The 13,792-nt window shown below is 74.0% G+C and carries 10 protein-coding genes and 1 riboswitch; all 10 genes read right to left on the reverse strand.

What is annotated here, in order from left to right:
• Positions 1–45: 45 nt before the first annotated feature.
• Positions 46–777 (reverse strand): precorrin-2 C(20)-methyltransferase, encoded by a 732-nt coding sequence (gene cobI, locus ABZ899_RS09920; protein WP_361343371.1) that lies wholly within the window; start codon positions 775–777, stop codon positions 46–48.
• On the reverse strand, positions 774–2,123 hold the full coding sequence (locus ABZ899_RS09925) for a cobyrinate a,c-diamide synthase (RefSeq protein ID WP_361343584.1): 1,350 nt from the start codon (positions 2,121–2,123) through the stop codon (positions 774–776). Before ABZ899_RS09925 ends, cobI begins: the two co-directional genes overlap by 4 nt.
• Positions 2,120–2,719, reverse strand: coding sequence for a cob(I)yrinic acid a,c-diamide adenosyltransferase (gene cobO / locus ABZ899_RS09930; protein WP_361343373.1), 600 nt, complete (start codon positions 2,717–2,719; stop codon positions 2,120–2,122). The genes ABZ899_RS09925 and cobO overlap by 4 nt, the downstream gene beginning before the upstream one ends.
• Positions 2,719–4,734 (reverse strand): putative cobaltochelatase, encoded by a 2,016-nt coding sequence (locus tag ABZ899_RS09935; protein ID WP_361343376.1) that lies wholly within the window; start codon positions 4,732–4,734, stop codon positions 2,719–2,721. Before ABZ899_RS09935 ends, cobO begins: the two co-directional genes overlap by 1 nt.
• Entirely contained in the window at positions 4,731–8,399 is a 3,669-nt protein-coding gene (gene cobN, locus ABZ899_RS09940) for a cobaltochelatase subunit CobN (protein WP_361343379.1), read from the reverse strand. Before cobN ends, ABZ899_RS09935 begins: the two co-directional genes overlap by 4 nt.
• On the reverse strand, positions 8,396–9,904 hold the full coding sequence (locus tag ABZ899_RS09945; RefSeq protein WP_361343381.1) for a cobyric acid synthase: 1,509 nt from the start codon (positions 9,902–9,904) through the stop codon (positions 8,396–8,398). The genes cobN and ABZ899_RS09945 overlap by 4 nt, the downstream gene beginning before the upstream one ends.
• On the reverse strand, positions 9,901–10,860 hold the full coding sequence (locus ABZ899_RS09950; RefSeq protein ID WP_361343384.1) for a cobalamin biosynthesis protein: 960 nt from the start codon (positions 10,858–10,860) through the stop codon (positions 9,901–9,903). Before ABZ899_RS09950 ends, ABZ899_RS09945 begins: the two co-directional genes overlap by 4 nt.
• 98 nt (positions 10,861–10,958) lie before the next feature.
• A riboswitch (cobalamin riboswitch) is annotated at positions 10,959–11,102 on the reverse strand.
• Positions 11,103–11,208: 106 nt separating this feature from the next.
• Complete coding sequence (locus ABZ899_RS09955) at positions 11,209–11,430, reverse strand: hypothetical protein (protein WP_361343387.1); 222 nt, start codon at positions 11,428–11,430, stop codon at positions 11,209–11,211.
• Positions 11,431–11,467: 37 nt separating this feature from the next.
• Positions 11,468–12,700, reverse strand: a complete 1,233-nt coding sequence (locus ABZ899_RS09960; protein ID WP_361343389.1) for an inorganic phosphate transporter — start codon at positions 12,698–12,700, stop codon at positions 11,468–11,470.
• A gap of 165 nt (positions 12,701–12,865) precedes the next feature.
• Positions 12,866–13,651, reverse strand: a complete 786-nt coding sequence (locus ABZ899_RS09965) for a lysozyme (RefSeq protein ID WP_361343391.1) — start codon at positions 13,649–13,651, stop codon at positions 12,866–12,868.
• Between the last annotated feature and the right edge of the window lie 141 nt (positions 13,652–13,792).

Consider the following 13,792-nt stretch of genomic DNA (forward strand, 5'->3'; position numbering starts at 1 on the left):
GGGTCGGGTCCTCTCACAAGGGGGTGGTGGCAGAAGGGGGGAAGGTCAGAGCTTGCCGCCGCGGCCGCCGTCGCGGCGGGCGGGCGCGATGAGCGTCGACAGATAGGGCAGCGGGGCGTCGCCGAGGTCGGCGGCCGGGCGGATCGACTCCTCCGGCATCCCCAGCGCCGACCCCCACACCGAGCCCTCCGTACGCCCGCTCTCCCGCAGCGCCTCGGCGACCTCGCGCGCCTGCCGGCCGAACTTGTAGGCGACGACCGTCCCCGGCCCGGCCAGGGCCTCCTTGAGCACCGCGGACCCGGCCGTGACGGGCACCAGGGTCAGCGGCTCGGTCCCCTCGGTCAGCACCGCGCCGCAACGCGCCGCGAGGTCCTGCATGGCGGTGATGCCCGGGACCGTCTCGACGACGGTGCCCGGCACCGCCGCGACGATCGTCTGCGCGAGATAGGTGAACGTCGAGTACACGTTGGGATCGCCGATGGTGGCGAAGGCCACGGTCGCGTGCTCGCCGAGCAGCCCGGCGACCCGCTCACCGGCCGCGTCCCAGGCGGCCTCCCGCCGCGACCGGTCCGTGCGCTCGTTCAGCGCGAACACGACCCGGAGGACCTTCTCCGCGGGCACGTAGTGCAGCACGGTCGCCTCGGCCCGCCCCCGCTCCCCGGTGTCCATCACGGGGACGACGACCACGTCGGCGGCGCGCAGCGCGTTGACGCCCTTGACGGTCACCAGCTCCGGGTCGCCGGGGCCCACCCCGACTCCGATCAGTCTGCTGCTCATGACGTCCGGCACCTCTCGACGAACCGACGGGCCACACCGGGTTCGGCGGCCCAGTGCGTGTGCAGATAACTCGCGTGCACGCCCCCCTGCACGAACCCCTCGACGCGCCGCGCGGGCGTGCGCACCCCCCAGGCGGGAGCCGCCCCCGCGCCCGGCTCGACGACGGTCCGGTGGAACTCGTGGGCCCGCATCCGCGTCCCCGCGGCGGCGAGCGGGCTGTCACCGACGGCGACGGCGTCCCGGTAGCCGAGCGTGAGCCGTTCGGTCATCCGGGCCGTGGCGTCCAGCACCCCGCACATGGGCAGCCCGTCCAGCTCACGGCTCAGGTACAGCAGTCCGGCGCACTCCGCGGCCACCGGGGCGCCGCTCGCCGCGAGGCCGGCGACGGCCTCGCGCAGCGGCTCGTTGGCGGACAGCTCGGCGGCGTACACCTCGGGGAACCCGCCCCCGATCACCAGGCCCGCCGTGCCGTCCGGCAGGCACTCGTCCCGCAGCGGATCGAAGGGGACGACCTCGGCGCCCGCCGCGGTGAGCAGTTCGGCGTGCTCCGCGTAGGAGAAGGTGAACGCGGGTCCGCCGGCCACGGCGACGACCGTCCGGCCGCCCGGCGTCGCGGCCGGGGGCTCCCAGGAATCGCACGCCAGATCCCCGGCACCGCGCGCCAGCGCCAGCAGGGCGTCCAGGTCGCACCCCGCCGCCACCTGCGCCCCCATCGCCGCCACGGCATCCACCGCGTCGGTGTGCCGTTCGGCGGCCGGCACCAGCCCCAGATGCCGGGACGGCGTGTCCACCCCCGCGGTCCGCCGCAGCACCCCCAGCACCGGTACGCCCGCCGAGTCCAGGGCCTCCCGCAGCAGTTCCTCGTGCCGGTCGGAGGCGACCTTGTTGAGGATCACGCCGCCGATCCGCACCCGCGGGTCCCAGGACGCGAACCCGTGCACGAGCGCCGCCACCGAACGGGACTGCGCGGAGGCGTCGACGACCAGCACCACCGGTGCCCGCAGCAGCTTCGCCACCTGTGCCGTGGACGCCAGCTCGCCCTCGCCCGCGGCCCCGTCGAACAGCCCCATCACGCCCTCGACCACGGCGAGGTCGCAGCCCCGCGCCCCGTGCCGGAACAGCGGACCGATCAGGTCGGGACCGCACAGGTAGGCGTCGAGGTTGCGGCCCACCCGCCCGGTGGCGAGCGCGTGGTAGCCGGGGTCGATGTAGTCCGGGCCCACCTTGTGCGGGGACACGGCGAGCCCCCGCGCGGCGAACGCGGCCATCAGCCCGGTGGCGACGGTGGTCTTGCCGCTGCCCGAGGAGGGCGCGGCGACGACCAGCCGGGGGACGGACGGACTCACCACTCGATGCCCCTCTGGCCCTTCTGGCCCACGTCCATCGGATGCTTGACCTTGGACATGTCGGTCACCAGGTCGGCGAGGCCGACGAGTTCCTCCGGCGCGTTCCGCCCGGTGATCACGACGTGCTGGGTGCCGGGCCGCGCGCGCAGCACCTCCACCACCTCGGCGGTGTCGACCCACCCCCAGTGCAGGGGATAGGCGAACTCGTCCAGCACGTACAGCTTGTACGTCTCGGCGGCGAGGTCCCGCTTGACCTGCTCCCAGCCCTCGCGGGCCTTCTCCTCGTTGTCGAGCTGCGCGTCGCGCTGCACCCAGGACCAGCCCTCGCCCATCTTGTGCCAGTCCACGGTGCCGCCCTGGCCGCTGGCGCCGAGCACCCGCAGCGCGTTCTCCTCGCCGACCTTCCACTTGGCCGACTTCACGAACTGGAACACCCCGATGGGCCACCCCTGGTTCCAGGCGCGCAGCGCCAGCCCGAAGGCCGCGGTCGACTTGCCCTTGCCGACGCCCGTGTGCACGATCACCAGCGGCCGGTTGCGCCGCTGACGCGTCGTCAGCCCGTCGTCCGGCACCACACTCGGCTGTCCCTGCGGCATTACGCGGCCCCCCTCTGCACGTCCTTCACCAGCGCGGCGATGCTGTCCGCGCGCAATTCGTCCAGCGTCACCGCCGTACCGCCCAGTTCGGCCGCGAGCTGCCCGGCGAGCCCGAGCCGCACCGGGCCCGACTCGCAGTCCACGACGACCGAGGCGACCCCGTCGGCCGCGAACAGCCGCGCCGCGCGCCCGGCCAGGGCGACCGGCTCGGGACCGCCGGTGGCCCGCCCGTCCGTCACCAGCACCACCAGCGGACGGCGCGCGGGATCACGCAGCCGCTCCACGCGCAGCACCTCGTGCGCCCGCAGCAGCCCCGCCGCGAGCGGGGTGCGCCCGCCGGTCGGCAGCGTCTCCAGCCGGGCCGCGGCCGCGTCCACCGACGAGGTCGGCGGCAGGGCGACATCGGCGGCCGACCCCCGGAAGGTCACCAGCCCCACCTTGTCCCGCCGCTGGTAGGCGTCCAGCAGCAGCGACAGCACCGCGCCCTTCACGGCGCCCATCCGCTGCCGTGCCGCCATCGACCCGGAGGCGTCCACCACGAACAGCACGAGATTGCCCTCGCGGCCCTCCCGGGTGGCCTGGCGCAGATCGTCCCGGCGCAGGACCAGGCCGGGCCCGGACCGTCCGCGCGCCCGCTGGTGCGGCGCCGCGGCCTGCACGGTCGCCGCCAGGTGCAGCTTGGTGAGCGTGCCCCGGGGCCGGCGGGCCCCGGTCGTCCGCCCGTGCTCGGTCCGCGCCCGGGACCGCCGCCCGGCGGCACCCTCACCGATCCCGGGCACGCTCAGCACCTTGGTGCGGAAGGGCTCGGAGGCCCGTGCGGGCGACTGCTCGCCGGCCCCCGAGGGCTGCGGCTGCCCGTTCTCACCGGCCTCGGGCCGGGCCGCGGCGTCACCGTCGCCCTGGGGCGCGTCACCGTCGCCCTGGGGCGCGTCGCCGGGGTCCGGCTGTCCGCCGCCCCCGCCGGGCCCGTCCGGACCGGGATCCGGGTCGGGATCGTCGTCCGGGCCGCCGAACTCCTCCAGCGTCTCGTCGAGCTTGTCCTCGTCCAGGCCGGGCGCGTCGAAGGGGTTGCGGCGCCTGCGGTGCGGCAGCGCGAGCAGCGCCGCCTGCCGGACGTCCTCGGCGAGCACGTCGGTGCGCCCGGCCCAGGCGGCCAGCGCGGTGGCCGTACGGGCCATCACGATGTCGGCGCGCATCCCGTCCACCTCGAACGCGGCACAGGTCGCCGCGATCTGCCGCAGCGCACCGTCGCCGAGCCGCACCGACGGCAGCAGCTCCCGCGCCGCGACGACGCGTTGCCGTACGGCCGCCTCCTCGTCCGCCCAGCGGGCCGCGAAACCGGCCGGGTCGTCGTCGTACGCGAGGCGCCGCCGGACGACCTCCACCCGCTGGTCCGGCTCACGGGACGCCGCGACCTCGACGGTCAGTCCGAACCGGTCCAGCAACTGCGGGCGCAGCTCGCCCTCTTCGGGGTTCATGGTGCCGACCAGCAGGAACCGGGCGGCGTGCCGCACCGACACGCCCTCGCGCTCCACGTACGACGCGCCCATCGCCGCCGCGTCCAGCAGCAGGTCGACCAGGTGGTCGTGGAGGAGGTTCACCTCGTCGACGTAGAGGATGCCGCGGTGGGCGTCGGCGAGCAGGCCCGGCTCGAACGCCTTGACCCCCTCGGCGAGCGCCCGCTCGATGTCCAGGGCGCCGACCAGCCGGTCCTCGGAGGCGCCGACGGGCAGCTCCACCATGCGGGCCGGCCGGGACACACCGGCGATGTCCTCGTGCGGCCCGTCCGGGCAGCCCGGGTCGGGAGCGGCCGGATCGCACGAGAACCGGCACCCGGCGACCACCGGCACCTCGGGCAGCAGCGCCGACAGCGCCCGTACGGCCGTCGACTTGGCCGTGCCCTTCTCACCGCGCACCAGCACCCCGCCGACCGCCGGGGAGACGGCGTTCAGCAGCAGCGCGAGCCGCAGGTCGTCCTGGCCGACGACGGCCGTGAAAGGAAAGGGGGTCGTCACTTCTCGTCGCCCTCCAGATCGCCTTCGAGCTCCAGGTAGGTGGCCCGCAGCCGGTCCAGCGTCCCGGCGTCCGGCTCGGCCCACAGGCCGCGGTCGGCGGCCTCCAGCAGCCGCTCGGTGATGCCGCGCAGCGCCCACGGGTTGGACTTCTTCATGAAGTCCCGGTTCTCCGCGTCGAAGACGTACGCGGCGCTGAGCTTCTCGTACATCCAGTCGTCGACCACGCCGGCCGTCGCGTCGTAGCCGAAGAGGTAGTCCACGGTCGCCGCCATCTCGAAGGCGCCCTTGTAGCCGTGCCGGCGCATGGCCGCCATCCAGCGCGGGTTGACCACCCGGGCCCGGAAGACCCGGTGGGTCTCCTCGCCGAGGGTGCGGGTGCGCACCTGGTCGGGGGTGGCCGAATCGCCCACGTACGCCTCGGGGCTGCTGCCCGTCAGATGCCGCACCATCGCGACCATGCCGCCGTGGTACTGGAAGTAGTCGTCGGCGTCCACGAGGTCGTGCTCGCGGGTGTCGACGTTCTTCGCGGCGATGTTGATCCGCCGGAACGCGGTCTCCATGTCACCGCGCGCGGCCCGCCCGTCCAGCCCGCGCCCGTAGGCGTAGCCGCCCCAGACCGCGTACACCTCGGCGAGGTCGGCGTCCGAGCGCCAGTTGCGGGCGTCGATCAGCGGCAGCAGTCCCGCACCGTAGGCGCCGGGCTTGGAGCCGAAGACGCGGGCCGTGGCACGCCGCCGGTCGCCGTGCGCGGCGGTGTCCTCGTCGGCGTGCGCCTTCACGAAGTTGTGCTCGGCGGGCTCGTCCAGCTCGGCGACCGCGCGCACGGCGTCGTCGATGAGCCCGACGACGTGCGGGAACGCGTCCCGGAAGAACCCGGAGATCCGGACCGTGACGTCGATGCGGGGCCGCCCCAGCTCCGGCAGGGCGACCACCTCGAAGCCGGTGACCCGGCGCGAGGCGTCGTCCCACACCGGGCGGCAGCCCAGCAGCGCCAGGATCTCCGCGATGTCGTCGCCCTGGGTGCGCATGGCCGACGTGCCCCAGACCGTCAGGCCGACGGACTTCGGGTACTCACCCGTGTCCTGGAGATACCGCTGCACCAGCGAGTCGGCGAGCGACTGGCCGACCTCCCAGCTCAGCCGGGACGGGATCGCCTTGGGGTCGACGGAGTAGAAGTTCCGGCCGGTCGGCAGCACGTTGACCAGACCGCGGGTCGGGGAGCCCGACGGGCCCGCCGGGACGTAGCCGCCGTCGAGCGCCTTGAGGATGTGCCCGATCTCGTCCGTGGTGCGGGCCAGCCGCGGCACCACCTCGGTGCACGCGAACTCCAGCACCCGCAGGGCGTCCGGGAGTTCGGTGCCGAGGACCGCCCGCAGCACGCCCCGGCTCTCGCCCGCGGCCCAGTCCCGCTCCTCCAGGCCCTCGGCGATCCGCCGGCACAGCTGCTCCAGCAGGTCGATCGCGTCGGACGCCGTGCGCGCCGGGCCGTCCACCAGGTCCGTCAGCTCGGCCGGGACCTTCACCGGCGCCCCCGGCTCGGCCAGCAACTCGGCCTCCACCAGCCCGAAGTGGGCGGCCAGCGAGGCCCTCAGCCCCGGCAGCGCGTTCGCCCGGCCGCCCCACACCTGGGACGCGCGCAGCACCGCGAGCACCAGGTTCACCCGCGGCTCGCCGACCGGACCGCCCCCCAGGATGTGCAGCCCGTCCCGGATCTGCACGTCCTTGATCTCGCACAGATAGCCATCGATGTGCATGACGAACTCGTCGAAGGCGTCGTCGTCCGGCTGCTCGTCGACGTGCAGGTCGTGGTGGAGCTCGGCCGCCTTCACCAGCGTCCAGATCTGCGCGCGCACCGCCGGGGCCTTGCCCGGGTCCAGGTCGGAGACGAGCGCGTACTCGTCCAGCAGCTGCTCCAGCTTGGCCAGGTCGCCGTAGGTGTCGGCGCGGGCCATCGGCGGGACCAGGTGGTCGACCACCGTGGCGTGCCCGCGCCGCTTGGCCTGGGTCCCCTCACCGGGGTCGTTCACGATGAACGGGTAGACGAGCGGCAGTTCGCCGAGGACGGCGTCCGGGGCGCAGCCGCGGCTGAGCCCGAGCCCCTTGCCGGGCAGCCACTCCATCGTGCCGTGCTTGCCCATGTGCACGATCGCGTCGGCGCCGAAGCCCCCTTCCGAAGGCGCGGCCTCCAGCCAGCGGTAGGCGGCCATGTAGTGGTGCGAGGGCGGCATGTCGGGGTCGTGGTAGATCGCGATGGGGTTCTCGCCGAAGCCGCGCGGCGGCTGGATCATCACGACGACGTTCCCGAACCGCAGGGACGCCAGCACGATGTCGTCGCCGTCCACGTACAGCGAGCCCGGCGGCTCGCCCCACGCCTCGGTCATCGCGTCCCTGAGCTCCGGGTCGAGCGCGGCGAACCACGCCCGGTAGTCGGCGAGCGGCACCCGCGCGGGCGCCGACGCCAGCTGCTCCTCGGTCAGCCACTCGACGTCGTGACCGCCGGCCTCGATGAGCCGGTGGATCAACTCGTCCCCGTTGTCCGGGTATTCGCTGAGCGAGTAGCCCGCCTGGGACAGCGCGTCGAGCACCCGTACCGCCGAGGCGGGCGTGTCCAGACCGACGGCGTTGCCGACACGGGAGTGCTTGGTCGGGTAGGCGGTGAAGACGAGCGCCAGCTTCTTCGCGGCGTTCGGCTCGTGCCGCAGCCGTGCGTGCCGGACGGCGATCCCGGCGACCCGCGCGGCCCGCTCCGGGTCGGCGACGTACACCGGCACGTCGTCCGGGCCCTGCTCCTTGAACGAGAACGGCACGGTGACCAGACGCCCGTCGAACTCGGGGATCGCCACCTGCATCGCCGCGTCCATCGGGGACAGGGCCGCGTCGGACTCCTCCCAGGCCGCCCGCGAGGACGTCAGGCACAGCCCCTGCAGCACGGGCACGTCCAGCTCGGCCAGCCTGCCGATGTCCCACGCCTCCTCGTCGCCGCCCGCGGACGCCTGGGAGGCATGGGTGCCGCCCGCCGCGAGGACGGTCGCGACCAGGGCGTCGGCCCGGCCCAGGATCTCGTACAGCCCGGCGTCCGCGCCGCGCAGCGAACCGCAGTACACGGGCAGCGCGTTGGCGCCCCGGGCCTCGATCGCGTCGCACAGGGTGTCCACGAACGCGGTGTTGCCGCTGAGGTGGTGGGCCCGGTAGAAGAGCACGCCCACGGCCGGCCGGCCCTCCACCCACGGACGTGAGCCGTGGACGCCGTACTCCGGCATCGGCCGCGGCTCCAGGAACCCCTCGCCCGTCAGCAGCACGGTGTCGGACAGGAACCGGGCGAGCTCGGTGAGGTTGGCGGGACCACCCGCCACCAGGTACTTCAGCGCCTCCGCCACCACGCCGGCCGGCACCGACGACTCGGCCATGAGTTCCGCGTCCGGCACGGACTCGCCGCCGAGCAGCACCGTCGGCACCCCCGACGCCTTCAGCACGGCGAGCCCGTCCTCCCAGGCCCGCTTGCCACCCAGCAGCCGTACGACGGCGATGTCGGCGCCCTCGATCAGCGCGGGCAGCTCGGAACCGACGTCCAGGCGGGTCGGGTTGCCGATCCGGTACGCGGCGTCGCCGGCGCGTGCCGCCAGCAGGTCCGTGTCGGCGGTCGACAGCAACAACACTGTGCTCATGCGGGCGCTCCCGGGGGGATGAAGGGCAGTCCTCGCGGCGCGCCCGACTCGATGAGCCGCCACAGCGCGTCCGTGTCCGCGTGTCGTTCGATGAGGTCGCCGAGCCGGTCGAGCTGCTCCTCGCGCAGCGCGGCGAACGAGGTGCCGGGCGCCGGCACGAAGCGGCGGCCCGCGGCGGCCGCCACCTCCCGCAGGAAGGCGCGCCGGAAGGCGTCCGACTCGAGCGAGCCGTGCCAGTGGGTGCCCCAGGTCTGACCGACCCGGCAGCCGTCCAGGAAGGGTTCGCCCGCCAGGACCTCGGCGACCCCGTGGTGGATCTCGTAGCCCTCGACGCGCTCGCCGAGCGCTTCACCGGCGGGCCGGGTCAGGGTCTTCTCGCGGGCGAACCGCACCCGCACGGGCAGCAGGCCGAGGCCGTCGACGTGACCGGCACGGCTCTCCACGTCGTCCTCGATGTGCTCGCCGAGAAGCTGGAAGCCGCCGCAGACACCGAGGATCGGGCGGCCCTCGGCGGCCCGGCGCACCAGGGCCTGCGCGAGACCCCGCTCCCGCAGCCATGCCAGGGCGCGGACGGTGCCCCGGGTGCCGGGCACCACCACCAGGTCGGCGTCGGCCAGTTCCTCCGGCCGGTCCACGAACCGCACGACGACGCCCGGTTCGGCGGCGAGCGCGTCGACGTCCGTGAAGTTCGACATCAGCGGCACCGCGCACACGGCGACCCGCAGCACGTCCTCGCCGACCGGGGCGGCCACCTCGGACTCGCGCACCGCCCCGCGCAGCGACACCCGCAGGCCGTCCTCCTCGTCGATGCCGAGTCCGTGCCGGAAGGGCAGGACGCCGTACGTCCGCCGTCCGGTGAGGCCGTGCAGCATGTCGAGGCCGGGTTCGAGGAGCGAGACGTCGCCGCGGAACTTGTTGACGAGGAACCCGGCGACCAGCTCCTGGTCCTCGCGGGACAGCAGCGCCACGGTCCCGAAGAACGAGGCGAAGACACCGCCCCGGTCGATGTCGCCCACGACCAGCACGGGCAGCCCCGCGCCGCGTGCGATCCCCATGTTCACGATGTCGGTGCGCCGCAGATTGATCTCGGCCGGGGAACCGGCCCCCTCGCAGATCACCGCGTCGTACGTGGCCCGCAGTTCGGCGAGGGAGTCCAGCACGGTGCCGAGCAGCCGCTGCTGCCGTCCGCCGTGGTAGCCGCGTGCGCTCATCTCGCCCACCGGCCTGCCCAGCAGCACCACCTGACTGCTCTGGTCCCCGCCCGGCTTCAGCAGGACGGGGTTCATCAGCGCGGTCGGCTCGATACGGCACGCCTGGGCCTGCATGGCCTGCGCCCGCCCGATCTCCGCGCCCTCGCGGGTGACGAACGAGTTCAGCGACATGTTCTGCGCCTTGAAGGGCGCGACCTTCACGCCCTGGCGCACCAGCCACCGGCAGATCCCGGCGGTGACGACGCTCTTGCCGGCGTCGGAGGTCGTGCCGGCGACGAGCAGCCCGCCCTTCACGAGACACGTCCTCTCGCCCCGCGCCGCCCGAGCAGGAGCCGCGCCCCGGCGCACACGCCCAGGGCGAGCACCCCGACCCGCTGGGAGAGACGCACGGCCCGCTCGATGTCGGCGACCCGGACGGCCCGTCCGGCGGCGCCGTTCAGCACGGGCCGGTGCTCCACCCGCCCGCCGTACGACAGCGTCCCGCCGAGCCGCACCCCGAGCGCGCCCGCGAACGACGCCTCCACCGGGCCCGCGTTGGGGCTGGGATGCCGGTGCGCGTCCGCGCGCCAGGCCCGTACGGCGCCCCGGGGGTCGCCCCCGGCGACGGCGGCCAGCGCGGCGGTCAGCCGGGCACCCGGCCAGCCGGCCACGTCGTCGAGACGGGCCGAGGCCCAGCCGTAGCGGCGGTACTCGGGGGAGCGGTGCCCGACCATGGCGTCGAGGGTGTTGACGGCCCGGAACCCGGCGAGGCCCGGCACGCCGGCGACGGCTCCCCACACCAGGGCGCCGACCACGGCGTCCGAGGTGTTCTCGGCGACGGACTCCACGACCGCCCGCGCGATCCCGTCGGCGTCCAGCGCCTGCGGGTCGCGGCCGCACAGATGCGGCAGCCGCGCCCGCGCCGCCTCGACGTCGCCTGCCTCCAGGGCACGTCCGACGGCCCGGGCCTCCCGGGCGAGCGACGTGCCGCCGACGACGGCCCAGGTGACGGCGCCGGTCAGGGCGACGGAGGCGGCGGGGGAGGGGCGCACGGCACGTGCGCCCAGCGCGGCGGCCGCCACGGCGCCACCGGCGCACACGGCGGTGTGCAGCACACCCCAGGCGCGGTGGTCGCGCCACAGCACTCGTTCCACGGCGCCCGCGGCACGTCCGAACGCGGCGACCGGATGCCCACGGCGTGGATCGCCGAGCAGCAGGTCACCGAGGAGTCCGGCGGCGGCGCCGTACGCGAAGACGCGTTCGGCACGCATGGGGTTCAGCCGGTGGTGGCGTCGGACAGGGGTCCGGTACTGCGTGACGAGCGGCAGGCGAGCATCGCGTGATGTCCTCACTCAGGGTGTCCACGCCCTGGTTCGACGAGACCGGCGGCGAGAGTTCCTGGCTCCCGGGGGTTACTACCCCGGTGACAGTGGCGGGACCGCGCCGGATTCGCACCGGCTTCCTCTTCTGCCGCCGTAGATGGCTCCGGAAGTCCACCATGGGTCGCGACGGCCGTCAACTTGCCTGTGACCTGCGACGGGAGAGTGTGCGCAGGCCCACACACACCGAAGGTGCGCGACGGTGTCCCGTCACGCACCTCAGGAGTCGCGCGCCGTGCGTCAGGCCACGATGAGATAGATGCCGTACGCCACGGCCGCCGTGCACGCCGCGAAGCACGCGTACGCGCCGGTGACCGCGAGCGCGGCCGAGTCGCCCTGGGCGACCGCCCGTTCGCGGCGCGAGAGGCCCGCGATGCCGAGGGTGAACAGGCCCACGAGGGCCACCGTGACGACGAGACTGACACCGAAGACGGAGCCGAGGGACGCCCAGTCGATCTTCATGCTGCTTCCTTGTGTTGCCGGGAGGGGGGACCGGGGGTCACACGCCGGCCTTGGAGGGCTCGGCTCCGGATGCCGGTGCGGGGAGGGTGACCGCGAGGTCCTCGGTCACCGTGCCCGCGGGAGGCGGGGTCACGGCGGCCATGGCGGTGGTGACCACGCCGGCGGGCTCGTCGTAGTCGGTGACGTTGGTGTGGTCGATGACCTCGCGGCGGGAGATCTTCCAGATGGCGGCGCTGGAGGCGACCAGGAAGACCGCGACGGCGGCGGTGCCCCAGTCGCCGAGACCCGTCACGTACTCGGCGAGCGCGGCGACCAGCGCGGCGGCCGGCAGGGTCAGGCCCCAGGCGACGAACATCCGGGTGGCCGTGGACCAGCGGACCACGCCGCCCTTGCGGCCCAGACCGGCGCCCATCACGGAGCCGGAGACCGAGTGCGTGGTGGACAGGGAGAAGCCGAGGTGGGAGGAGGCCAGGATGACCGTCGCCGCGCTGGTCTGGGCGGCGAAGCCCTGCTGCGGCTGGAGGTCGGTCAGGCCCTTGCCCATGGTGCGGATGATCCGCCAGCCGCCCAGGTAGGTGCCGAGCGCGATGGCCAGGCCGGCGGAGAGGATGACCCAGGTGGGCGGGTCCGAGTCGGGGGCGAGGGTGCCGCCCGCGACGAGGGCGAGGGTGATGATGCCCATGGTCTTCTGGGCGTCGTTGGTGCCGTGGGCGAGGGAGACGAGGCCCGCGGAGGCGATCTGACCGGCGCGGTAGCCCTTCTTCGCGGCCTGGCCGTCGGCCTTCCTGCCGAGCGTGTAGGTGAGCCGCGTGGCCAGCAGGGCCGCGACGCCCGCGACGATCGGGGCGGCGACGGCCGGGAGCAGGACCTTGGTGACCAGCACGTCGCCGTGGACGGCGCCGACGCCCGCCGAGGCGATGGTGGCGCCGATCAGGCCGCCCATCAGGGCGTGCGACGAGCTGGAGGGCAGGCCCACCAGCCAGGTGAGGAGGTTCCAGAGGATCGCGCCGACCAACGCGGCGAAGATGACCTCGGGACGGATGCCGGTCTCGTCGACGAGACCCTTGGAGATCGTGTTGGCGACCTCCACCGAGAGGAAGGCGCCCACAAGGTTGAGCACGGCGGACATGGCCACCGCGACCTTGGGCTTGAGCGCACCGGTCGAGATGGTCGTGGCCATCGCGTTGGCGGTGTCGTGAAAACCGTTCGTGAAATCGAACGCGAGCGCGGTTACCACCACGATCGCGAGGATCAGCGAGAAGTTTTCCATTTACCCAGGCAATCGTTCGAGGTCATTGGCTCGATGAACGTAGGCAACCTGAGTGAACGGAAGGTGAACTGGGGCGGGCCGCACGGTGTCCGGCAGGGAGGACTTCCGCTATGAACGGAAGCCCTCCGTCCGCGGCACCCCGGCCGGGCCCTTGCGGGGCGCGGCCTAACCGCCGCGGGCGAACGACCTCAGCTGTGCCAGGGACCCGTTGAAGAGATTCTGGTCACCCGGCAGGCTGCCGCCGTTGTCGTACTGCCAGAGGGTCCACGCACGCCATCCGGACGGCAGCGTTCCGGGGTTCGGGGCATCGTAGCGGGCCACCCACAGCGGGTGGTCGGCGAAGGCGCGGGAGGCGCCGGTGCAGGTGTTCCACCAGTGGGTGGTGGTGTAGATCACCGGACGGCGGCCGGTCAGCCGGCGCACCTCGTCGCTGAACGCCCTGATCCAGGCGGTCATCGCCGCCTTGCGCAGCCCGTAGCACTTGTGCGTGCCGTACGGGTTGTACTCGATGTCGAGGGCGGGCGGCAGGGTCCAGCCGTCCGGCCGCCAGCCGCCGCCGTTGCGCACGAAGAAAGCCGCCTGCGCGCGGCCCGAGGACCGGTCGGGCAGGGCGAAGTGGTAGGCGCCGCGCACCAGGCCGGCGGCCCGGGCGCCGTCGTACTGCCGGGCGTGGTACGGGTTGCGGTAGGTGTGCGACTCGGTCGCCTTGACGTAGACGAACCGGGCGCCCTTCGCCCGGCTGTCCGGCCAGTCGACGTCCTTCTGGTGCGACGAGACGTCATGGCCTCTGGGTTCCCCGGCGGCCACGGCCGGGGCCGGGGTGCCGGCGACGGCGGCGCCGCTCAGCGCGAGCACCGCCGCGCAGGCCGCCATGAGGCGTGAGCGGTGGATGCGGTGACGGGACGGACGGGGCGGATGGTGCGGACGGGACGGTTTGCGGGCACGAGCCATGATTCCCCCCGGAATGGCGACGTGTGCGGCAAATCACCCGGAGATTATCGGAAGATCGTTGAACTCTGATCGATCTCAGGCCAAGCGGGCGGCGCAGGCGGTATGTCCTGCTATGCACCCTTCCGGAGGTCGCCTCTCCGC

The organism is Streptomyces sp. NPDC046859 (genome assembly GCF_040645135.1).
In the GTDB taxonomy this organism is placed as follows: Bacteria; Actinomycetota; Actinomycetes; order Streptomycetales; family Streptomycetaceae; genus Streptomyces.